This window comes from Luteimonas sp. J29 (assembly GCF_000472505.1).
Taxonomy (GTDB): Bacteria; Pseudomonadota; Gammaproteobacteria; order Xanthomonadales; family Xanthomonadaceae; genus Luteimonas.
Genome location: NZ_AWZR01000005.1, coordinates 80,048 through 102,185 on the forward strand (window position 1 = coordinate 80,048; position 22,138 = coordinate 102,185).

Consider the following 22,138-nt stretch of genomic DNA (forward strand, 5'->3'; position numbering starts at 1 on the left):
ACCCGACCCCCATCCCGGCCTTCCCCCGCAGGCGGGGGAAGGAGCGGGATGCCTGGACACCGTCGCCCGTGACCCCTCCCCCGCGGGTGGGGGAAGGAGCGAGCCACCGATCGCGCTGCCCGATCTCCCTTCTCAGCGGCTGCCCGCGGGCGCGGCGGCAGCCGCCGGTGCGCGTGCCGCCCACCAGGCGAACGCCGCCGCGGTGAAGAACATCAGCAGGCTGTAGACGGCCGCCGGTACCGACATCGCCGCGTTGCCCAGCACGCTCAGCGCGATGAAGATCGCGAGCGTGCCGTTGTGGATCCCGATTTCCATCGCGATCGCCACCGCCTGCCGCCTGGGCAGGCGCAGCGCCAGCGGTGCCGCGTAGCCTGCGCCCATGCTGGCCAGGTTGAACAGCAGGCAGGCCAGCCCGACCACCGCGAACCACGCCAGCAGGGTGCTCCAGGCCTGGACCACCGCGGCGACGATCAGCAGCGCCAGCACCAGCACCGAGAGCAGCCGCACCGGCTTCTCCATGCGCGCGGCGAAGCCCGGCGCGAAGCGGCGCACGGCCATGCCGATCGCCACCGGCATGACGATGATCACCGCCACCTCGACGATCTTCTGCACCGGCGGCGGCACGTACTGGCCGGCGCCGAGGAAATACCCGAGCGACAGGTTGAGGATCACCGGCAGGGTGGCCAGGCACAGCAGGCTGTTGATCGCGGTCAGGGTGATGTTGAGCGCGACGTCGCCGTGGGCGAGGTGGCTGTAGATGTTGGCGGTGGCGCCGCCCGGCGAGGCCGCCAGCAGCATCAGCCCGACCGCAAGTTCCGGCGACAGCCGGAACAGCAGCGCCAGCGCGAACGCGACCCACGGCAGGACGCCGGTCTGCAGGAACAGCCCCAGCAGCACCGCGCGCGGATAGCGTGCCACGCGGCGGAAGTCGTCGACGGTCAGCCCGAGTCCCAGGCCGAACATGATCACGCCCAGCGCGAGCGGCAGCAGCAGGGTGGTCAGCAGGGAAGACTGCATCGGCACGCTCCCTTGGCGTTGGAATCAGGCGGGTGGCGCCGGCGCGCGCCGCGTGGCCAGGTGCGCGGCAAGCCAGGCGATCGGGACCGGCAGCAGCACGCCGGCCACCGTCATCCACGCCGGATGCGGAAGCATGGCCGAATTGAGCAGGACGCCGAGCACGATCATCGCCCCCACGCACAGCGCGGCACCGGTGGCGTGGCGGCGGCTGGTGCGCGCGGCGGCGGCGGCGCCTGCGAAGGACGCGAGGGCCCAGCCCATCAGCACCCAGAGCTTCTTGCCGGTCGTGGACTCGGCCACGAGCCGGGCCAGGTCTTCCTCGCTGTCGAAGTGGACGCCGGGCGGCAGCGGGAACAGCGACATGCCGAGGTACTCGACCAGCAGCATGGTCGCCAGCGCGACGACCAGGCCGAGCAGCAGGGCTGCGATCGTGCGGACCATCCGGTGTTCCTCCCGGCGGACTGCCGGCAGTGTACGCGGTGTCCGCCCGGATCAGGCGGCATCGCCGCAATCGTCGACTCCGCGCCCACCAACGCAAGGGGCCGCGTTGCCGCGGCCCCCACTCTCCCGCGCCTTGCCTTCGGCGCGGCTCAGCTGTCGCTGCCGAGCTGCGCCACGCGACGCGCCTGCAGGAACCTGCTGGCCCAGTAGCCGTTGTCGAGCTGGGAGACGGTGACGTCGCGGCCGGTCCGCGGGGCGTGCAGGAAGCGGCCCTCGCCGATGTAGATGCCGACGTGGTCGACGCGCTTGCCGCGGCGGCCGAAGAACACCAGGTCGCCCGGGACCAGCGAGCCGCGGTCGACCTTGACGCCGTCGCGCGCCATGTCGCGCGAGATGCGCGGCAGCTCGATGCCGAGCGCGGTGCGGAACACGTAGCCGACCAGGCCGCTGCAATCGAAGCCGGAATCGGGGCTGCTGCCGCCCCAGCGGTACGGCGTGCCGAGCAGGGCAAGGCCGCGCTTGAGCAGGGACTGGACGGCGCCCTGTTCCGCCTCTTCCCCCGTGGCGGCGTCGCCGGACGGCGCCGGCTGCGCGGCCCGGGCCCGGATCAGCTGGTCGACGTCGCTGGCGAACAGCATGTCGCGGTCGGCCGAGCGCAGCGGATCGGCGATCAGGTTGCGGGTGACGGAGGCGGAGGCCGGGGCGGCAGGGCCGTCGGCGGAGTCGGCGGCGAGGCCGGGACCGGCGAGGGCGGAAGCGGGAGCGAGGGCCGCGGCGGCGCAGAAGAGGGCGATTCGAAGGCCGGTTCCGGGGCGCCAGGGACGCAGGCGGGCCGGAACGGACGGTGCGGATTCGGTCGTCACGCGGTCTTCACGGGTGCGGATCAGCGGCGAAGTGTGCACGAGTGAAGACGGCGTGATGTTAAATCACGGTTACACAAACCTGTCCAAGTGCGTGATTCCGCTCACAAACAGGCGCGGCCCGGAAGGCGTACGGCGCCGCGGGAGCGCGCAGGAAGCGGGGTTGCGGGCGTCCTGAACCGATCCCGGTGCGGCGACCGGTGCGGCACTCAGTCCAGCACCCGTTTGGCTCCGGTGTAGTGCCGGCGCCAGTAGTCCGCGTCCAGGTGGTCCAAGCGCACGGTGCCGCCGGTGCTGGGGGCGTGCACGAACCGTCCCTCGCCGACGTAGATGCCGACGTGGGTGACCTGGGAACCGCTGCCGAAGAACACCAGGTCGGCCGCGGCCAGCTGGCGCGGCTCGATCTTCGGCCCCTGCCAGGCGGCGAGTTCGCGCGAGGTGCGCGGCAGGCGCAGGTCGAGCACGTCGCGGAAGACGTAGTTCACCAGCCCGCTGCAGTCGAACCCGCCCTCGGGCGTGTTGCCGCCGTAGCGGTAGGGCGTGCCGACCAGGCTGATGGCGCGCATCAGCACCGCATTGGCCGCGGCCGGGTTGCGCGGGGCCACCACCGGCCAGTCGCGCTGCGGCGTGGTGGCGGTGCGCGCGGGGGCGGGACGGACCTGGTCCCGGGCGCAGCCGGCCAGCAGGGCCGCGAGGGCCAGCAGCGCGACCTGCGCGGCCCTGCGCGGGCCGCGGGTTGGCGTTGCTGCGGCGGAGACCGGATAATGCGCGGCTCCGTCGTCCGTGGCGGGGGTGCGGGCGCGGTTCTCTGCCATGCGCGGCATCCTGCACGGACCCTCCCGTCCAGACAAGCCGCGGCCCGCGCCGCGCCAGCGAGCCGCCCCATGAAGATCGAGAAAGACCGCGTCGTCCGTTTCCACTACACCGTCTCCGAAGCCGGCCAGGAGCCGCTGGAGTCGTCGAAGGAGTCCGGGCAGCCGGTGGCGATCCTGGTCGGCCACGGCAACATCATCCCGGGCCTGGAAAAGGCGCTGGACGGGCGCGAGGCCGGCGAGAGCTTCGCCGTCGACGTGCCGGCCGCCGAGGCCTACGGCGAGCGCCGCGAGGGCCTGGTCCAGCGCGTGCCCAAGAAGCACTTCGGCCCGCAGAAGCTCGCGCCGGGCCAGCAGGTGGTGCTCAACACCAACTTCGGCCCGCGCGCGGTGACCGTGCAGAAGGTGGGCCTGAGCGTGGTCGACGTGGACCTCAACCATCCGATGGCCGGCAAGGACCTGCACTTCGACATCGAGATCGTCGAGGTGCGCGAGGCCAGCGCGGAGGAGATCGAGCACGGCCACGTCCACGGCGACGGCGGCCACCAGCACTGATCCCGACGGCCGCGCGCGACACGGCCGGGCCGCGGCGCGATGTGATGTAATCCCCCGGGCACCACGGGGGGAACCATGTCGCGCCTGCTGCTGGCCGCATTCGCGGCCGTGCTGATGCTGTGTCCACCGCCCGCGCCCGCGCAGGCGCAGGCGCCGCCGCCACCGCCAGGCATCGAAGCCGGGGACGCGCAGGCGCCCGTGCCGCGCGCGATCGACGCCGCCGACCTGTCGGCCTATGTCGACGGGCTGGTCGAGTCGGCGATGCGGCGCGACGGCATCGCCGGGGTCACGGTGGCGGTGGTGGATCGCGAGGGCCCGCTGCTGCTGCGCGGCTACGGCATCGCGGCGCAGGCGCCGCAGCGTGCGGTGGATCCGGCCGGCACGCTGTTCCGGATCGGTTCGGTGTCCAAGACCTTCACCAGCCTGCTGGCGCTGGAGCTGGTCGACGAAGGCCGCCTCGACCTCGACGCCCCGGCCAACGACTACCTGCCCGAGGCATTGCGGCTGCCCGACGACGGCCTGCCGCCGGTGCTGGTGCGGCACCTGTTCACGCATACCGCCGGGTTCGAGGATTCGGCGCTGGGCCACCTGTTCGTCGACCGCGCCGACGCGGTGCCGTCGCTGGAGGACTACCTCGCGCGGCACCGCCCGCGCCGGGTGCGCGCGCCCGGCAAGGTCGCGGTGTACTCGAACTATTCGCTCGGGCTGCTGGGCGCGATCGTCGCCAGGGCCCGGGGCGCGGCCTTCGAGGAGCTGGCCGAGCGACGGCTGTTCGCGCCGCTGGGCATGCGCCTGACCACGTTCCGCGAGCCGCTCGCCACGGGCGACGCCAGGCGCGCGGGCGCGGCGCTCGAGGGACGCTGGTCGCAGGGCTACCTCCGCCAGGGCGGCGGCTTCGCGCCGCAGCATTTCGAATACATCGCCCACGTCGCGCCCGCCGGCAGCGCCTCGTCCACCGCGGACGACATGGGCCGCTACCTGCGCATGCTGCTGCGCGGAGGCGAACTGGACGGCGCCCGCGTGCTGGCGCCGTCGGCGCACGCGCGCCTGTTCGGGCCCTCGCTGTTCCGCAACGCGCCCCAGACCGGCGGCTTCAGCTACGGCTTCTTCGACTGGAACCTCGGCGCGACGCGGGTGCTCGCCCATGGCGGCTCCACCGGCTGGTTCCATTCGATGCTGATGCTGGCGCCGGAGGAGGGCGTCGGGATCTTCGTCTCGACCAATACCGACACCGGCCGCGGCCTGGCCACGCAGCTGCCGGCGCGGGTGCTCGAGCGCTACTTCGAGCGCGCACGGGCGCCGGCCGCCCGTGCGGCGGCCGTGGACACCGCCCGCTTCGCCGGCAGCTACACGGGCATGCGGCGCAACTACACCTCCGCCGAGAAGGTGTTCACGGGCACGACGATCGACGTCGAGGCCGCGGGCGACGGCGTGCTCGTCGCCAGCGGCGGTGGCCAGGCGCGGCGGTTGCTCGCCGAGGGCGGACTGGTGTTCCGCGAAGCCGAGGGCGCGGGGCGGGTCGTGTTCCGCGAGGATGGCCAGGGCCGGATCATCGGCTTCCACGATTCGGCCGGGCACGATTCGTTCGAGCGCACCCGGCCCTGGCGCGGCAAGCCCGCGCTCGTGCTGGCGCTCGCGCTCGCGGGGGCGGTCTCGCTGCTGGTGCTGGCCGGCGGCTGGCTGCGCCGCGACCGGCGCGACAAGGCCGGGCCACCCGCGCGGCGCGCCGCGTTCTGGATGTACGTCTCGGCCCTGGCGTGGCTGGGCTTCTGCGCCGGGCTGCTCTGGTACGCGAAGTGCGCGACGGGCGATCCGGAACTGGTGTTCTACCGCTATCCGGGCGCGTTGCTGACCGTGCTGCTGTGGAGCGTGCCGCTGCTGTACCTGCTGGTCCTGGTGGACGCCTGGCACCTGGGCGCGGCCTGGCGCGCGCGCGGCTGGGGCCCGGGTCGCCGGCTGCGACACGTGCTGGCGGTGCTGGTATGGGTCGCGGCGGCGGTGGCACTGTGGGACTGGAACCTGGTCGGCTGGAAGCTGTGACCGCGGCGTCGCCGGTCCCCCCGCCGCTGCCGGCTCCCGCGCCCGTGGACGCGGACCGTCGCCTGCAGGCGCTCGACGCCCTGCGCGGCTTCGCGCTGCTGGGCATCTTCCTGATGAACATCGAGTGGTTCACGCGCCCGCCGCAGCACATGGGCAGCGGCATCGACCCGGCCGCGACCGGCCCCGACCACGTCGCCGCGATGGCCGTGTACGTGCTCGTGCAGGGCAAGTTCTGGGTGCTGTTCTCGCTGCTGTTCGGGATGGGGTTCGCGCTGATGTCCGGGCGCGCGGTGTCCGGACCCGCGTTCCGGCGGGTGTACCTGCGCCGCTGCCTGGCCCTGCTGGGATTCGGGCTGGCGCACGGGCTGCTGCTGTGGAGCGGCGACATCCTCCACGCCTACGCGCTGGGAGGCCTGCTGCTGCTGGCGCTGGACGGGATCCCGCGCCGCGCATGGCCGTGGCTGGGCGCGGGCCTCTACATCATGGTGGCGGGGATGCTCGTCCTGTACGGGCTGGTCCTGGGCCTGCTTCCGCTCGAAGCGCAGCAGGCATTCGCACGGATGGCCGCGGACACCGACCGGGCCGCGGCGGCCGCGGCGGCGGCGTTGGGCGGCGGCAGCTGGCCCGCGGCCGTGGCCGGCAATGCGCACGCCTTCGCCACCATCACCTTGCCGGGACTCGTCGTGCTCCTGCCCATGGTGCTGGGCGTGTTCATGCTCGGGGCGTGGCTGTACGGCACCGGGCGGTTCGCCGACGTGGCGGCGCACTGCGGCTGGTTCGCGCGGCTGGCCGCCTGGACCCTGCCCACGGGCGCGGCGCTGACCGCCGCCTCGCTGGCGGTGGGCACGCACTTCGACGGCATGCGCGAGGCCGGTCCCATGACCCTGGCTTCGGCGCTGCTGATGCTGGCCAGCCTGCCGCTGGCGCTGGGCTACCTGGCGCTGTTCGCGCTGGCGCTGGGCACGCGCGCGCTGGCGCGGCCGCTGCTGTGGCTGGCGCCGGCCGGACGCATGGCGCTGACCCACTACCTGCTGCAGTCGCTGGTGGCCGCGCTGCTGTTCCATGGCTGGGGATTCGGGCTGTGGGGCCAGGTCGGGCGCGCGGGTCAGGTGGCGATCGTGGTCGCGGTGTTCGCGCTGCAGGTGCTGGCCAGCCACTGGTGGCTGGCGCGTTACCGCTTCGGACCGATGGAATGGCTGTGGCGGCGCATCAGCTACGGCGCGCCGCCGCCGATGCGACGCGCCTGAAACCAAACGGGGCGCGTCGCGCGCGCCGTTACACTTCAGGGATGGTGGAACGCACTGACATCCTGGTGGTCGGCGCGGGCGTCTCCGGGCTGGCGAGCGCATTGTGCCTGCTCGGGCGCGGTCGCAGCGTGCGGGTGCTCGATGCCGGCCGCGTTGGCGGCGGCAGCTCGCACGGCAACTGCGGCACCCTGACGCCCAGCCATGCCGGGCCGCTGCATGCGCCCGGCATGGTGGCCCAGGCGCTGCGCTGGATGTTCACGCCCGATGCGCCGTTCTACGTGCGCCCGCGCCTGGATCCCGCGCTCTGGGGCTGGATGCTGCGCTTCGCCGCGCGCTGCAACCCGCGCGACTGGGACGCGTCGGCGAGGGCGCGCGCGGCGATCCTCAATGCTTCGCGCGCGGCGTTCCCGGAGTGGATCGCGCGCTACCGGCTGGACTGCCAGTACTCCGAACCCGGCGCCGACTGCGTGTTCCGCGATCCGGCGCAGCTCGACGCCTACGTGCGCCACCTGCCTGCACTGGCGGCGCTGGGCATCGAGTCGCGGGTGATCGACGGGCGCGAGTACCTCGCCGCGGATCCGGCGCTGCGCGAGGGCCTGGCGGGCGCGGTGCACTTCCCCGGCGACGCGCAGCTGCGACCGGACCGATACGTGGTCGAGCTGGCGCGCGCGGTCACCGGGGCCGGCGGCGTGATCGAGACCGGTTGCGAGGTAACCGCGGCCGAGACGCGCGACGACGGCATGCGCGTGTCCACGTCGCTCGGCGAACGCCATGCGCGCGACATCGTGCTCGCTACCGGCGCCTGGTCGCCGCTGCTGGGGCGTTCGCTCGGACTGCGCTGGCTGCGGCGTGCGATGCAGCCGGGCAAGGGCTACTCGATCACCTACGCGCGGCCGTCGCTGGTGCCGCGGAGGCCGCTGACCCTGTTCGAACGCCGGGTGTGCGTGACGGTCTGGGAGGACGGCTACCGGCTCGGCAGCACGATGGAGTTCTCCGGCCACGACGCCACGCTCAACCGCCGCCGCCTCGATGCGCTCGAGCGCGGCGCGGCCGAATACCTGCGCGAGCCGGTCGGGCCGGCGAAGCGCGAGGAGTGGTACGGCTGGCGGCCGCTGTCCTGGGACGACCTGCCCATCATCGGCCGTGCACCCGGGCACCGGCACCTTTGGCTGGCGACGGGACATGGCATGCTCGGCGTGAGCATGAGCACGGCCACCGGCCGGCTGCTGGCCGAGCTGGTGACCGGGGAGACGCCGCACCTGGACCCCGTCCCGTACTCGCCGGAGCGATTCGCATGAGCCAGCCCGCGTTCGATTTCGACCTCGTGGTGCTCGGCGGCGGCAGTGGTGGCCTGGCCGGCGCGTTCCGGGCGGCGTCGCACGGCGCGCGCGTGGCCCTGCTCGAGCCGGGCGAACTCGGCGGCACCTGCGTCAACGTCGGCTGCGTGCCGAAGAAGGCGATGTGGCTGGCGGCCAGCCTCGCCGGCGACCTGGCCGTGGCCGCGCAGCTGGGCTTCGACCTGCCGCAGACGCCGACCCTCGACTGGCCGACCCTGGTCGCCGCGCGCCAGCGCTACATCCACGGCATCCACGCCAGCTACCGCCGGCGCCTGGACGAGGCGGGGATCGTGCTGGTGCCCTCGCGCGGCCGCCTGGTCGACGCGCATACCGTGGAATGCGACAACGGCAACCGCCTGCGCGGGCGCCACCTGCTGCTCGCCACCGGGTCGCGGCCGCGGCGGCCGGATGTCCCGGGCGCGGAACTGGCCGGCGTCTCCGACGACTTCTTCGCCTTCCACGCGCCGCCGGGCCGCGTGGCGCTGGTCGGCGGCGGCTACATCGCGGTCGAGCTGGCCGGGGTGCTGCAGGCGCTGGGATGTCGGGTCGACATCCTGGCGCGCGGCGAACGGCTGTTGTCGCACTCCGACGCGGAACTGGTGGAGCGGCTGCAGGAGGACTACCGCCAGCAGGGCATCGGCCTGCACCTGGGCCGGGAGCTGGCGGCGATCGAGGGCGGGCCGGGGGCGCTGTGCATCCGCGACCGCAATGGCGGGACGATCGACGGCTGCGCGCACGTGATCCTCGCCATCGGGCGGCAGGCGAACACGGCCGGCATCGGCCTGGAGGCGGCCGGGGTGGAACTCGATGGCGACGGCAACGTCGTGGTCGACGCCTTCCAGCGCAGCAGCGTGCCGCACATCGCTGCCGTGGGCGATGTCACCGGCCGCGCGATGCTCACCCCGGTGGCGATCTCCGCGGCGCGTCGTGCGATGGACCGCGTTTTCGGCGGTCGCGACGATGCGCGGCTGGACTACGACGACGTGCCGACCGTGGTGTTCTCGCATCCGCCGCTGGCCGCGGTCGGCCTGACCGAGGCCCAGGCCCGCGAGCGCCACGGCGACGCCGCGGTGCACGTGTATCGCAGCCTGTTCCGGCCGATGCGCCAGGCCCTGGTCGACCGGCCGCGCCACAGCCTGTTCAAGCTGGTGTGCGTGGGCGACGAACGCCGCGTGGCGGGCATCCACCTGCTGGGCGAGGGGGCGGACGAGATCCTGCAGGGCTTCGCGGTGGCGCTGAAGCGGGGCATCACCCTGGACGACCTCCACGACACGGTCGCGATCCATCCGACCAGCGCCGAGGAAGTGGTGCTGATGCGCTGAGCGCTGCGGCGGGGCGCGCGCCATCACGCAATGCGCGACGGCGCGCATCGCCTCCGTGCGCAGGCAGGGACTCAGGGCTTGCGCGGCACGGACACGCCCTCGCGGGTGTGCTCGATCGGGACGATGCCGCCGTCGGCGTCGTAATGGAGGTGCTCGACTGCCACCGCGCGGCGACCGAGTCCGCCGGCATGGTCGCCGACCGTCAGCACGCCGTTGTGGTAGAAGAAGTACCACTGGCCCTTGAACTCCACGATCCCCGGGTGGATCGTGAAGCTGTTCTCCGCCGGGCCGCTGATCTCGCCGCGATACGTCCACGGCCCGGTGATGGACGGGGCGGTGGCGTAGGAGACAAGTTCGTCCTCCGAGACCGACTTGTCCATCGAGGCGTAGGTCAGGTAATACGTGTCGCCGCGCTTGTGCACCCACGGTCCTTCGACGTACTTGGGCAGTTCGGCCTGCAGGATCGGGCCGTCGAGTTCGATCATGCTGGGCTTCAGGCGCGCGTAGTAGAAGTTGGCGTTGCCCCACATCAGCCAGGCGGTGCCGTCGTCGTCGATGAAGACGGTCGGGTCGATGTCGTCCCAGGTGTGCGGCCCCTGCGGCGTCATGTCGTTGCTGACCAGGGCGGTGCCGCGCGCATCGACGAATGGCCCGGTCGGGCTGTCGGACACCGCCACGCCGATCGCCTTGCCGGGCCGGGTCCGGTCGTGCTCGACCGTGGCGTAGAAGTAGAACTTGCCGTCCCTTTCGATCGCCTGCGAGGCCCAGGCGTCGCGGCTGGCCCACTTGAAGGCGGTCGGCTTCATGACCGGGCCATGGTCGGTCCAGGTCGCCATGTCCGTGGTCGAGTACACCCGCCACTCGACGATGTTGAACATCTCCTCGCCGCGGGCCATGTCGTGGCCGACGTAGAGGTAGAGCGTATCGCCGACGACCAGCGGCGCCGGGTCGGCGGTGTGCCGGTCGGCGAACAGCGGATTGGTGGCGGCGCGCGCCACCGGCATCGCGGTGGCGCAGGCGGCGATGAGGCAGGCCATCGGAAGCAGGCGTTTCATCGGCGGATCCTTTGCGGTGCGCATCCGGGCACGGGATGCGGGGAAGGGGACGGCAGGGGGAAGGCATGCGCGGCGCGGGGATGGCGACGGCCGCGGACGGAAGTGGCGGGCGGGACACGGGCCGGGTGCGGTCGCGGGACCGTACAATCCCGGCCATGGAAATCTTCACCCTGCATCGCGGCACGGCGCCATTGCTGGTGAGCCTGCCGCACGACGGCACCCTCGTACCCGACGACATCGCCGCGCGGCTGACGCCGCAGGGGCGGCGCGTGCCCGATACCGACTGGCACATCGCGCGCCTGTACGCGTTCGCGCGCGAGCTGGGCGCCTCGGTGCTGGTGCCGCGCTTCTCGCGCTACGTGATCGACCTCAACCGCGGCGAGGACGATGTCTCGCTGTATCCGGGCCAGAACACGACGGGGCTGTGCCCGGTCGTGCGCTTCTCCGGAGAGCCGGTCTACCTCGAGGACCAGGCGCCCGACGAAACCGAGGTGCGCGCGCGGGTGGAGCGCTACTGGCGCCCGTACCACGACGCGCTGCGCGGCGAACTCGAACGCGTGCGCGCCGCGCACGGCCGCGTGGTGCTGTGGGAGGGCCACTCGATCCGCGGCGAGCTGCCGTTCCTGTTCGAGGGCCGGCTGCCGGACCTCAACCTCGGCACCGCCGGCGGCGCCAGCGCCTCGCCGCAGCTGCGTGCCCGGCTGGAGGCCGTGCTCTGCGCGCAGGACGCTTTCGACTGGGTCCACAACGGCCGCTTCAAGGGCGGCTTCATCACCCGCCACTACGGCGACCCCGCGCGCGGCATCGAGGCCGTGCAGCTGGAGATCAGCCAGCGCATCTACATGGACGAGGACAGCTTCGCCTACGACGAGGCGAAGGCGACGCGGGCGCAGGCGGTGACCCGACGGCTGCTCGAAGCCGCGCTGGGCTGAGGGCGCGGCCGCCACGGATCACTCGCCCGACAACAGCCGCACTTCGAACACGCGCGGGGTGCGGCGTCCGTCGCGGGCGATGAAGCGCAGCTCGAGACCCTCGGCGCCGGCGCGCGCGGCGAGCGCCTGGGGCAGGGGGATGAGCCGGGTGTCGAAGTCGTCGCGGCCACCGCCTTCGAAGACGATGCGTTCGACCACCTCGCCGCCGGCCTCCACGTCCATGGCCACGTTCCAGTCGCCGCCGAACAGCACCAGCATCAGCGCCCGCGGCGGCGCGGAGGCGTCGCGCCGCGGCGCCAGGCGGTAGCCGAACCAGCCGCGCGCGTCGCGCCAGCGCCGCCCGAGCAGCTGGCCGGTGGCCGATTCCTCGCCGGCGTACCCGTGCTCGATCTCCGGCTGCTGCTCGCCGGGTTGCACCCGGTCGAGGGTGCGCGCCTCCAGCGCCTGGCGCTCGCGCTCGGCGGCCTCGAACGCCGCCAGCACCGCCGGATAGCCGGCCTCGGTCGTGGTCCGCCAGTAGCAGACGTAGCGCGCGTCGTGGATGCGGAAGAAGGGCTCCAGCCGCAGGCCGCGGGCGCTTGCCGGGCGCAGCAGCGCATCGGCCTCGAACGTCAGCGGCGGGGCGCCGGGCACGGGCCGCACGTGCGAGGCCAGCGCGTCGCGCGCGCCCACCAGCATCGGCGCGCCGTCCATCGGCAGGTACGGGCCGGGCGCGATATGGCTGCCGCGGCCGTCGTCGGCGACGAGGCCCTCGAGGTCCTCCTCGCCGGTGCGCGCCGCCAGCAGGAGCGGGCCGTGCATCAGCGCCACCCAGTCGCGATCGGCGAACAGCGGCTCGATCCGCGTGTGCATGGGCAGCTCCACCTCCACCCGGTCGCCGTCCGACCAGGTGCGCGCGATGTCGGCCCACTGCCCGGGCGCGGAGGACAGCGGCCGGGGCCTGCCGTTGATCCGCACCTGCAGCGGCCCCTCGAGCCAGGCCGGATGCCGCAGGCGCAGGGTGAACGCGCGGGGCGCGTCCAGCGCGAGTTCCAGCCGCGTGCGTGGCTCGTCGGGGAAGCGCGTGCGCTGTTCCAGGCGCACGCCACGCTCGCGCCAGTGGACGTGCGCCGGCATGTACAGGTTCACCGACAACGTCTCGCCGTCGTGGGAGCAGGCGAAGGCGCCGTGGCGGGCGTGGTTCTCCAGCCCGCTGCCCACGCAGCACCAGAAGCACTGCGTCGGCTGCGAATAGACCCGGTAGTGGCGCGGCCGGACCGGGGTGAAGTACACCAGCCCGCCGTGCCCGGGATGCTGGGTGGACAGGATGTGGTTGTACAGCACCCGCTCGTAGAAGTCGGCGTAGCGCGGCTGCGGATCGAGCCGGTGCAACAGCGCGGTCAGGCGCAGCATGTTGTAGCTGTTGCAGGTCTCCGGACCCTCGCGCGAGGCCAGCAGGGTCGAGGCGTCGTCGACCGGGTGGAAGTGCTCGCGCACGCTGTTGCCGCCGAAGGCGACGCTGCGGCGCAGGGCCACGGTCTCCCAGAAGAAGCGCGCGGCATCGATCCAGGCCTGGTCGCCGTCGAGCTCGCCGATGCGGGCGAAGCCGATCACCTTCGGGATCTGGGTGTTGGCGTGCAGGCCGTCGAGGCGGTCTTCGCGGCGCAGCAGCGGCTCGAGCAGGGCGCGGTGGCTGAAGCGGCGCGCCAGGCGCAGGTAGCGGCGTTCGCCGCTGATCGCGAAGCAGTCGGCCAGCACCTCGTTCATGCCGCCGTGCTCGGTATCGAGGATGCGCTGCAGGGTGGCGTCGTCGACGTGGGCGACCAGTGCCTCGCACCAGTCGGCGAAGCGCAGCAGCATGTCGCGCGCGTCGCGGCGGCCGGCGAGCAGCCAGGCGTCGCGCAGGCCGGCGTACATCTTGTGCAGGTTGTAGAACGGCACCCAGGCGCCGTCGAGCGAGAACGCCTCGGCCTTGAACTCGCCGCTGGCGATGCGCGTCCAGAGCCGGCGACCGCCCGGCACGCCGCCGAGGTAGCCGTCGCCGTTGGCCTGCTGGCATTCGGCCAGTCCGGCGAGCATCACGTCGAGGCGTTCGTCCGCCAGCGGTTCGCCCTGCGCGGCCAGCGACGCCAGCGCGGACAGCACGTGGCCGGCGGTGTGCCCGTCCAGCCCCATCGATTCCCAGTTCGGGTACTTGTCCGCGCGCGGCGCCAGGCCGGCCTCGATCCGGTACGGCGCCAGCAGGCGTTCGACCTCGAGCGCGGCCAGGTAGCGCAGGTTGCGCGCCTGGGCATCCGCGAACGGACCCGGCCCCAGCCGCACGTCCGCCAGGCCGACCGCCGGCATGGGGCGAGAATGCCCCGGGGCCGCCGCGGAGGCCGGGAGGAGAGGCGCCACCGCAGCGGTGCCCAGGGCCTGGAGGAAGCCGCGCCGGGTGGGCGAGGGCGCCGCGTCGACAGTTCCGTTCCGCGCGCTGCCGTCCATCGCCCGCCGCGGCCTCAATGCGAGTCGCCGGCGACCCCGTCGCCGCTGCCGCCGACCAGGAAGTCGAGGTCGGCGCCGAGGTGGGCCTGCTGCACGTGCTGGACGTAGAGGCGCTCCCAGCCGCGCGCGGGCGGCGGCGGCGCCGTCCACTGCGCGCGCCGGCGCGCGAGTTCGGCCGCGTCCACCTCCAGGTGCAGGCGGCGGCCGGGCACGTCGAGTTCGATCACGTCGCCCTCGCGCACCAGCGCCAGCGGGCCGCCCGCGGCGGCCTCGGGCGAGACGTGCAGCACCACCGTGCCGTAGGCGGTGCCGCTCATGCGCGCGTCGGAGATCCGCACCAGGTCGGTGACGCCCTGGCGCAGCAGCTTCGGCGGCAGTGGCATGTTGCCGACCTCGGCCATGCCCGGATAGCCGCGCGGGCCGCAGTTCTTCAGCACCAGGATGCTGTCGGCGTCGACCTCGAGCGCCTCGTCGTCGATGCGGCGCTTGAAGTCGTCGATGTCCTCGAACACCACCGCGCGGCCGCGGTGCCGCAGCAGGTGCGGCGAGGCCGCCGAGGGCTTGATCACCGCGCCGTCGGGGGCGAGGTTGCCGCGCAGCACGGCGATGCCGGCCTCGGGCCGGACCGGCTCGGCCAGCGGCCGGATCACGTCGCGGTTCCAGCACGGCGCCTCGGCGATGTTCTCGCCCAGGGTGCGGCCGTTGACCGTGGGTGCGTCGAGGTCGAGGTGGGCGGCGATCTCGCGCAGCACCGCGGGCAGGCCGCCGGCGTAGTAGAAGTCCTCCATCAGGTACTGGCCCGATGGCTTGAGGTTGACCAGGCAGGGCAGCCGCGAGCCGATCGCGTCCCAGTCGTCCAGGCTCAGGTCCACGCCCAGCCGGCCGGCGATGGCGAGCAGGTGGATCACCGCGTTGGTCGATCCGCCGATCGCGGCGTTGGCGCGAATCGCGTTGGCGAAGGCCTTGCGGGTGAGCACCTTCGACATGCGCAGGTCCTCGCGCACCATCTCGACGATGCGCCGGCCCGACAGGTGGGCGAGGCGGAACCGGCGCGCGTCCACCGCCGGGATCGCCGCGTTCTCCGGCAGCGACATGCCGAGCGCCTCGACCATGCATGCCATCGTCGACGCGGTGCCCATGGTCATGCAGCTGCCCTTCGAGCGCTGCATGCAGGCCTCGGCCTCGTTGAACTCGTCCTGGCTGAGGGTGCCGGCGCGCACCATCTCCGACATCTCGATCACGCCGGTGCCGGAACCCACCGGCTTGCCGCGCCAGTTGCCCGAGAGCGAGGGGCCGCCGGAAATGCCGATCGTCGGCAGGTCCACGCTGGCCGCGCCCATCAGCAGCGCCGGCGTGGTCTTGTCGCATCCCATCAGCAGCACCACGCCGTCGATGGGGTTGGCGCGGATCGATTCCTCCACGTCCATCGCCGCGAGGTTGCGGTACAGCATCGCGGTCGGGCGGATCTGGGTCTCCCCCAGCGACATCACCGGGAATTCGAGCGGGAAGCCGCCAGCCTCGTACACGCCGCGCTTGACGTACTCGGCCAGCTCGCGGAAGGAGCTGTTGCAGGGCGTGAGCTCCGACCAGGTGTTGCAGATGCCGATCACCGGGCGCCCGTCGAACATCTCGTGCGGGACACCCATGCCCTTCAGCCAGCTGCGATAGTAGAAACCCTGCTTGCCGTCGCGACCGAACCATTGCTGGCTGCGACGGCCCGGTTTCCTGGGAGGGGCGCTCATGCGGTCGGGGATCCTTCCTGCCCGTGGACGTAGGGAGGCCGGCGCGGATCCGACCGGACCCGTCCCCGACCTGTTGCCCCGGCGATGCTACCGGGCGTATCCATGCCCGAAAAATAACAATTCACCGGATATCGATACGGGAGTGGTTATGCGTCTGCCGGCTCGCGCCGGCGTCGCGACGGGGCCGGCCGCGGCGGTGCCGCCGGGGCCGGGTAGATCCGGGCCGCCGCCGACTTGAGCGCGTCGAGCACGGTGCGCGCACCGGGGGAGAGCAGCCAGTCGGTGCGGGTGATGAACCCGAACGAATCCATGCCGCACGACAGCTCCACCGGCAGGATCCGCACCGCGCCGTGGCGGGCGTAGTGGCGGGCCACGTCCACCGGCACCACGGCCAGGTGGTCGCCGTCCTCGAGCAGGCGCGGCACCAGCACAAGCGCGGCGGTCGCGATCACCCGTCGCGGCACGTCCAGGCCGGCGTTCTGGAACATCAGCTCGAAGCGGTGCCGCAGCACGCTGCCCTCGGGCGGCAGCACCCAGGGCAGGGCGGCGAGGTCGGCGAGGCTGGGGGTGCCGCCGGCCAGCAGCGGATGGCCGGGGCGGCAGATCGCGCAGACTTCCTCGTCGGCGATCGGCTCGTAGTGCAGGTTGCGCTTGTCGTGGCGCGGGAACAGGCGCCCGATCATCAGGTCGATGCGGTTCTGCGCCAGCTGCTCGAGCAGCACGTCGCTGCTCTCGATCGACACCGACACGCGCAGGTCCGGGTGTTCGCGGTTGAGCGCCGCCAGCACCGGCGGCAGCAGGGTCATGGCCGGGCCGGAGATCGCGCCCACCGAGACGTTGCCGGCGTGGCCGGCGCGCAGCGCCTCGATCTCGGCGCCGGCCTCGCCGAGGCTGGCCAGGGCGATGCGGGCGTGGCGGATCAGGCTCTCGCCGTACCAGGTGGCGCGCATGCCGCGCGGCAGGCGCTCGAACAGCGGCACGCCGATCAGGTCCTCGAGGTCCTTGAGCAGCTTGGAGGCGGCCGGCTGCGACATGTTCAGCGACTCGGCCGCGCGGTGGATGTTGCCGTGCTCCTCGATCGCGATCAGCAGCATCAGCTGGCGGGTCTTGACGCGGGCGCGGACGAACCAGGGCGGACTGGGCACGGCAGGCATCCTATATCGTCATTGCAATCGATTATCACGATTTTCCTATTTGTTGCATATCCCTCCGCGTGGCCAGAATGGTTCCGTCCGGAACCGCGCGCAGACGCGGCCCGGGCCGACCGCGCCCCGACCGGCCGCGGCACCCTCGGGAGGGGCGATGCAGGACCACAAGCTGTCGGTACTGGAGAAGATCGGGTTCGGCGCCGGCGACATGGCGGTGAACGTGGTGATCTCCTCGATGATGCTGATCATCACGTTCTTCTACACCGACGTGTACGGCCTGCGCCCGGCCGACGTCGCCCTGCTGCTGGTCGTGGTGCGCCTGTTCGACGCGGTCACCGATCCCCTGATGGGCCTGCTGACCGACCGCATCGAGACCCGCTGGGGCCGCTACCGGCCGTACTTCCTGGTGTTCGCGCTGCCGTTCGGCATTTCGGTGTCCCTGACCTTCACCACGCCCGACGCCGCCTACGGCGCGAAGCTGGCCTGGGCCTACGCCACCTACCTGCTGGTGACGCTGTTCTTCACCATCGTCACCATTCCCTACATCTCGCTGATCGGCGTGCTCACCGCCGACCCGAAGGAACGGCTGTCGGCCAACGGCTACCGGCTGTTCTTCGCCAAGGTCGCCGCTTTCCTGGTGACGATCCTGGTCCCGCTGCTGGCCGAGCGCTGGGGCCAGGGGCAGCTGGCCGAGGGCTACCGCTGGGCGATGGGGCTGATGGGGCTGATGGCGGCGGTCCTGTTCCTGTTCTGCTTCTTCACCACCACCGAACGCGTCCGCCACCAGGTCGAGCGCACGCCGCTGCTGCAGCAGGCCCGGCTGCTGCTGCGCAACGACCAGTGGCTGCTGCTGTGCGCGGTGTGCGTGATCGGCACCGTTGGCTACGTGGTGCGCGGCTCGGTCGCGGCCTACTACGCCAAGTACTACCTGGGCGGCGACGCCCGGCTGCTCTCGGCCTTCCTCGCGACCGGCGTGGTCGCCGCGATCCTGGCCATGGTCGCCTCGACCTGGATCACCAAGCGCTGGTGCAAGGTGGCGATGTTCCGCTGGACGCAGCTGCTGGTGGGCGTGCTCAGCCTGGCGATGTACCTGCTGGTGGGCCCCGGCGACGTCGCCCTGGCCTTCGTGTTCTATTTCCTCATCTGCTTCGTGGTCGACCTGCACGCGCCGGTGTTCTGGTCCGCGGTGGTGGAGTCGGTGGACTACGGCCACGCCAGGGCGGGCACCCGCGTGGCCGGGCTGGCGATGGGCGGCATCTCGTTCTGCCAGAAGGCCGGGATGGGCCTGGCGGGGGCGATCGTCGGCATGCTGCTCGCGGGCTTCGGCTACGTGCCCGACCAGCCGCAGAGCGAGACCGCGCTCAACGGCATCGCGCTCATGCTGACCCTGATCCCGGGCGTGTTCCATGCGCTGATGGGCGGGGTGATGTTCTTCTACCGGATCACCGACGGCTACTACCAGGAGATCAAGCGCAGGATCCTGGTCGACGCGCCGGCCCCCTGAGCACTGGATGGTTCCCGCATGCGGATCACGAACCCCTTCATCCCCAACCGCGCCGACCCGCACGTCTCGCTGCACGACGGCCACTACCATTTCACCGCGTCCGTCCCCGAGTACGACCGCGTGGTGCTGCGCCGCTCGCGCACCCTCGACGGGCTGGCCTCCGCGCCGGAGCGGGTGCTCTGGACGCCGCCGCCCGGTGGACCGGCGAGTTCGCTGGTCTGGGCCCCGGAGCTGCACCGCATCGACGGAACCTGGTTCGTCTACTTCGCCGCGGCCCCGTCGCGCGACACCAGGGACGGGCTGTTCCAGCACCGCATGTACGCGCTGCGCTGCACCGATGCCGACCCGATGTCGGGCGAGTGGACGTTCGCCGGGCAGGTGGACAGCGGGATCGACGCGTTCTGCCTCGACGCCACCAGCTTCGAACACCGCGGCGTGCGCTACTACCTGTGGGCGCAGAAGCATCCGGACATCCCCGGCAATTCGAACCTGTACCTGGCGCCGCTGCGCGACGGGCTGCATGTCGAAGGCGCCCCGGTGCTGCTCAGCAGGCCGGAGTTCGACTGGGAGGTGCAGGGCTTCATGGTCAACGAGGGGCCGTCCGTGCTGGTGCGCCACGGGCGCGTGTTCGTGAGCTACTCGGCCAGCGCCACCGACGAGCGCTACGCGATGGGCCTGCTGTGGGCGGACGGGGGCGCGGACCTGCTGGATCCGGCCAGCTGGCACAAGTCGCCCACGCCCGTGTTCGTGTCCGATCCCGCGCGGGAGGTATTCGGCCCGGGCCACAACAGCTTCGTCCTGGCGCCCGACGGCCGCACGGACCTGCTGGTCTACCACGCCCGCAACTACACCCGCATCGAGGGCGATCCGCTGTGGAATCCCGACCGCCACACCTGCATCCAGCCCCTGCAGTGGGATGCCGACGGGATGCCGGTGTTCGGCCGGCCGCTGCGCGAGGCGGAGATCCCGGAGGCGTCGTCGTGAGCGCGCGCTGGCTCGCGATCGCGTTCGCCGTCGTGCTGGCGTGCCCCGTGCTCGCGCAGCAGCCGCCGAACAACGACGACATGATGGAAAGCCCGCCAGTGGCGGCGCCGCGCGAGGGCTACTGGGCCGACGTGCTGGCCCACGACCCGGTGATGGCCCGCCAGGGCGACACCTGGTACCTGTTCGTCACCGGCCCGGGCATCACCGTCTACAGCTCGCGCGACATGGAGACGTGGAAGGCCGAGACGCCGGTGTTCCCGGAGATCCCCGCCTGGGCCTACGACATCGTGCCGAGGTTCAACGGCCATGTCTGGGCACCCGACATCTCCTTCCACGACGGGACCTGGTACCTGTACTACTCGATCTCCAGCGGCGGCAGCAACGCCTCGGCGATCGGCGTCGCCACCAACACCACGCTCGACCCGGCCGATCCCGGCTACCGTTGGGTGGACCATGGCATCGTCCTGCGCTCGGTCCCGCACCGGGACCTGTGGAACGCCATCGACGCCAACCTCGTCGAGGACGACGACGGCACGCCATGGCTGGCGTTCGGTTCGTTCTGGGGCGGGCTGAAGCTGGTGAAGCTGCGCGAGGACCGGCTCGGCCTCGCCGAGCCCCAGGTCTGGCACACGCTGGCCAGGCGCGAGCGTCCGGCCCTGCTCGACGACGCCGACCCCGGACCCGGCGCGGTCGAGGCCCCGTTCGTGTTCAGGCGCGACGGCTGGTACTACCTGTTCGTCTCGTACGACCACTGCTGCCGTGGCGCGAAGAGCGACTACCGGATCATGGTCGGCCGCTCGCGCACCCTCGCCGGTCCCTACCTCGACCGCGACGGCCGGCGCATGGACCAGGGCGGCGCCACCGAAGTCCTGCGCGGCACCGCCCGCTGGCCCGGCCCTGGGCACAACAGCGCCTACACCTTCGACGGCCGGGACTGGCTGGTCTTCCACGCCTACGATACCGGGGATGGCGGACGGCCCAAGCTCAAGGTGCTGCCGCTCGCCTGGGATGCCGAGGGTTGGCCGGTGGTGGACCAGTCGGGGCTGGACAGGTAGCGGCCGTTCCGGGGCACGTGCGTGTCGACCGGCCGCGATCTGGCCGTCCGCATGGAAGGCGTATGATCCGGTGCAGCCCGGTCGACGCCGATCGCGCCGGGCGCGTTCCCGCCAGGCTGTCCGGACCGCCGTGAGCATGGCGGCCTCCGCCGGTCTTCCGGGACCGCCCGGCGGCCGCGGACGCAAGACGCGCGACCGCCCCACGCACCGCTTCCGGGGAGGTGGCATGGACGACGCGCAGGACCACTTCATCGAGCTGCTCGCGCAGCTCATCGCGCGGGCCAACCGGATGCTGGCCGACGGCCGCAGCGTGCCGCCGCTCGGGCTGATGCTGATGCGCGACGGCAGCGTGGAGGTCTCGATCGCCGCGGACGCGGGCGAGGACCAGCTTCCGGAGCTGCTGGACGGGCTCCAGGCCAGCCTCTCGGACAGGGCGATGCACGAAGACGCCGTCGCATCGTGCATCGCCTACGCGGACGGCGACGGCGAACGCATCATCGCGCTGCTGGAGAACCGCGAGCACTGGTGCGCCACCGCGCTGCTGCCGGTGGCCGGCGATCCGCCCGCGGTCGACGGCGAAGCCATCACCATCGAGGACGGCGGGCTCCACGTCTTCCCGGCCAGCCACTGATCGAGGCGCCGGGGCGAGCCGTGATGCCGCGCGCCGGCCCGCCGGGGAGGACGGGAACCGCGCGGGTACAATGTCCCGGGGCAGGTGCGGCCCGGATGCGGACGCTGCGCATCGGCCTGCATCCCGAGTCGCGGAGAACCGAATGAGCGGCATCGCGATCTACCACAACCCGCGCTGCGGCACGTCGCGCAACGCCCTGGCGATGATCCGCGAACGGGGGTTCGAACCCACGGTCATCGAGTACCTGGAGGATCCGCCCGATCGCGACCGGCTGCGCGCGCTGGCGCGCGACTCCGGCGTGGGCGTGCGCGGGCTGGTGCGGGCGAAGGAGCCGCTGTACGCGGAGCTGGGGCTGGACGATCCGGCCCTGGACGACGAGGTGCTGCTCGACGCGATGCTGGCGCACCCGGTCCTGATCAACCGTCCGATCGTGGTGACCCCGGTCGGCACGCGCCTGTGCCGGCCGGCGGACACGGTGCTGGAGATCCTCCCCGGGGCTTGACCGCGGGCGGTGGCGCCTGTTCACAACGGGCGCGATCCGGGCGAAGCTTGCGCCTGTGTTGGCGACGGGGTGCGCGATGCTCTCGGGTGGATGCCTGTGTGGTGCGGTCCGGTACCGGTCTGGAGGGCCTGCGCTGTTCTCCATCGTCTGCCACTGCCGCGACTGCCAGCGCGCCTCGGGCAGCGGCGGGGTGCCGGTGCTGGGCGTGCCGAAGTCGTCGTTCGAGGCCAGCGGGCCGGTGAAGGCGGGGCGCACGCCGGGTGGCAGCGGGCGTAGCGCGGTGCGCAACTTCTGCGGCGAATGCGGCAGCCTGCTGTTCGGCACGCCCGAGTCCGATCCGGACCTGGTGACGATCTACGCCGGCTCGCTGGATGATCCATCCCGGTTCGTGCCCAGCGACGCGCTGTTCGTCGCGCACCGGCCGCCGTGGGCGCGGCTGGAAATGGGCCTGGCCGAGCACCCGGGCATGCCGGGCGCCTAGACCGGCGCGC

The 22,138-nt window shown here is 72.5% G+C and carries 19 protein-coding genes and 1 pseudogene; 12 read left to right on the forward strand and 8 right to left on the reverse strand.

The features are described from left to right. Window positions 1-132: 132 nt before the first annotated feature. The 4 genes from LUTJ29_RS0109230 to LUTJ29_RS0109250 form a co-directional block, all read right to left on the reverse strand. Window positions 133-1,017, reverse strand: coding sequence for a bile acid:sodium symporter family protein (locus LUTJ29_RS0109230; RefSeq protein WP_027072270.1), 885 nt, complete (start codon window positions 1,015-1,017; stop codon window positions 133-135). A 24-nt stretch (window positions 1,018-1,041) separates the two neighbouring features. Next, entirely contained in the window at window positions 1,042-1,458 is a 417-nt protein-coding gene (locus LUTJ29_RS16930) for a hypothetical protein (protein ID WP_043741004.1), read from the reverse strand. 149 nt (window positions 1,459-1,607) lie between these two features. Next, window positions 1,608-2,321 (reverse strand): C40 family peptidase, encoded by a 714-nt coding sequence (locus tag LUTJ29_RS16935; RefSeq protein ID WP_232221191.1) that lies wholly within the window; start codon window positions 2,319-2,321, stop codon window positions 1,608-1,610. 206 nt (window positions 2,322-2,527) lie between these two features. Beyond that, entirely contained in the window at window positions 2,528-3,142 is a 615-nt protein-coding gene (locus tag LUTJ29_RS0109250) for a C40 family peptidase (protein WP_084524813.1), read from the reverse strand. 60 nt (window positions 3,143-3,202) lie between these two features. Here LUTJ29_RS0109250 and LUTJ29_RS0109255 point away from each other — a divergent pair, with 60 nt between their 5' ends. The 5 genes from LUTJ29_RS0109255 (at window position 3,203) to gorA (ending at window position 9,631) form a co-directional block, all read left to right on the forward strand. Continuing rightward, on the forward strand, window positions 3,203-3,685 hold the full coding sequence (locus LUTJ29_RS0109255; protein ID WP_027072272.1) for a peptidylprolyl isomerase: 483 nt from the start codon (window positions 3,203-3,205) through the stop codon (window positions 3,683-3,685). Window positions 3,686-3,760: 75 nt separating this feature from the next. Then, window positions 3,761-5,725, forward strand: coding sequence for a serine hydrolase domain-containing protein (locus tag LUTJ29_RS16940; protein WP_051322882.1), 1,965 nt, complete (start codon window positions 3,761-3,763; stop codon window positions 5,723-5,725). A gap of 44 nt (window positions 5,726-5,769) precedes the next feature. After that, window positions 5,770-6,972 (forward strand): DUF418 domain-containing protein, encoded by a 1,203-nt coding sequence (locus LUTJ29_RS0109270; RefSeq protein ID WP_084524814.1) that lies wholly within the window; start codon window positions 5,770-5,772, stop codon window positions 6,970-6,972. A gap of 41 nt (window positions 6,973-7,013) precedes the next feature. Then, window positions 7,014-8,270 (forward strand): FAD-dependent oxidoreductase, encoded by a 1,257-nt coding sequence (locus tag LUTJ29_RS0109275; RefSeq protein WP_027072274.1) that lies wholly within the window; start codon window positions 7,014-7,016, stop codon window positions 8,268-8,270. Further along, window positions 8,267-9,631 carry a glutathione-disulfide reductase gene (gene gorA, locus LUTJ29_RS0109280; RefSeq protein WP_027072275.1) on the forward strand — a complete coding sequence of 455 codons (1,365 nt, stop codon included), beginning with the start codon at window positions 8,267-8,269 and terminating at the stop codon, window positions 9,629-9,631. Before LUTJ29_RS0109275 ends, gorA begins: the two co-directional genes overlap by 4 nt. Before the next feature lie 71 nt (window positions 9,632-9,702). Here gorA and LUTJ29_RS16945 read toward each other — a convergent pair whose 3' ends face one another. Beyond that, window positions 9,703-10,686, reverse strand: coding sequence for a glycoside hydrolase family 43 protein (locus LUTJ29_RS16945; RefSeq protein WP_043741044.1), 984 nt, complete (start codon window positions 10,684-10,686; stop codon window positions 9,703-9,705). A gap of 155 nt (window positions 10,687-10,841) precedes the next feature. Here LUTJ29_RS16945 and hutG point away from each other — a divergent pair, with 155 nt between their 5' ends. Continuing rightward, a complete protein-coding gene (hutG, locus tag LUTJ29_RS0109290; protein WP_027072276.1) occupies window positions 10,842-11,618 on the forward strand; it encodes an N-formylglutamate deformylase in 777 nt (258 codons plus the stop codon). An 18-nt stretch (window positions 11,619-11,636) separates the two neighbouring features. Here the strand turns inward: hutG and LUTJ29_RS0109295 are convergent, their stop codons facing one another. The 3 genes from LUTJ29_RS0109295 to LUTJ29_RS0109305 form a co-directional block, all read right to left on the reverse strand. Beyond that, window positions 11,637-13,943, reverse strand: coding sequence for a glycoside hydrolase family 127 protein (locus LUTJ29_RS0109295; RefSeq protein WP_232221192.1), 2,307 nt, complete (start codon window positions 13,941-13,943; stop codon window positions 11,637-11,639). A gap of 152 nt (window positions 13,944-14,095) precedes the next feature. After that, window positions 14,096-15,823 (reverse strand): IlvD/Edd family dehydratase, encoded by a 1,728-nt coding sequence (locus LUTJ29_RS0109300; protein ID WP_027072278.1) that lies wholly within the window; start codon window positions 15,821-15,823, stop codon window positions 14,096-14,098. Window positions 15,824-15,969: 146 nt separating this feature from the next. Then, the gene (locus tag LUTJ29_RS0109305) at window positions 15,970-16,977 is read right to left on the reverse strand and encodes a LysR family transcriptional regulator (RefSeq protein WP_027072279.1); all 1,008 of its coding nucleotides are present in this window, start codon (window positions 16,975-16,977) and stop codon (window positions 15,970-15,972) included. A 148-nt stretch (window positions 16,978-17,125) separates the two neighbouring features. On the opposite strand from LUTJ29_RS0109305, the gene LUTJ29_RS16950 reads away from it, so the two are divergent. The 6 genes and pseudogenes from LUTJ29_RS16950 to LUTJ29_RS0109335 all read left to right on the forward strand — a co-directional run bounded on the left by LUTJ29_RS16950 (window position 17,126) and on the right by LUTJ29_RS0109335 (window position 22,128). Continuing rightward, window positions 17,126-18,475 (forward strand): MFS transporter, encoded by a 1,350-nt coding sequence (locus tag LUTJ29_RS16950; protein WP_043741005.1) that lies wholly within the window; start codon window positions 17,126-17,128, stop codon window positions 18,473-18,475. Window positions 18,476-18,493: 18 nt separating this feature from the next. Then, window positions 18,494-19,459, forward strand: coding sequence for a glycoside hydrolase family 43 protein (locus LUTJ29_RS16955; RefSeq protein ID WP_051322884.1), 966 nt, complete (start codon window positions 18,494-18,496; stop codon window positions 19,457-19,459). Continuing rightward, the gene (locus LUTJ29_RS0109320; RefSeq protein ID WP_198012668.1) at window positions 19,456-20,514 is read left to right on the forward strand and encodes an arabinan endo-1,5-alpha-L-arabinosidase; all 1,059 of its coding nucleotides are present in this window, start codon (window positions 19,456-19,458) and stop codon (window positions 20,512-20,514) included. The genes LUTJ29_RS16955 and LUTJ29_RS0109320 overlap by 4 nt, the downstream gene beginning before the upstream one ends. Before the next feature lie 226 nt (window positions 20,515-20,740). After that, complete coding sequence (locus LUTJ29_RS0109325) at window positions 20,741-21,145, forward strand: hypothetical protein (RefSeq protein ID WP_027072281.1); 405 nt, start codon at window positions 20,741-20,743, stop codon at window positions 21,143-21,145. Window positions 21,146-21,287: 142 nt separating this feature from the next. After that, window positions 21,288-21,644 (forward strand): annotated as a pseudogene (arsC, locus tag LUTJ29_RS0109330) (arsenate reductase (glutaredoxin)); the annotation flags it as partial. A gap of 79 nt (window positions 21,645-21,723) precedes the next feature. After that, complete coding sequence (locus LUTJ29_RS0109335; RefSeq protein WP_027072283.1) at window positions 21,724-22,128, forward strand: GFA family protein; 405 nt, start codon at window positions 21,724-21,726, stop codon at window positions 22,126-22,128. Window positions 22,129-22,138: the final 10 nt, after the last annotated feature.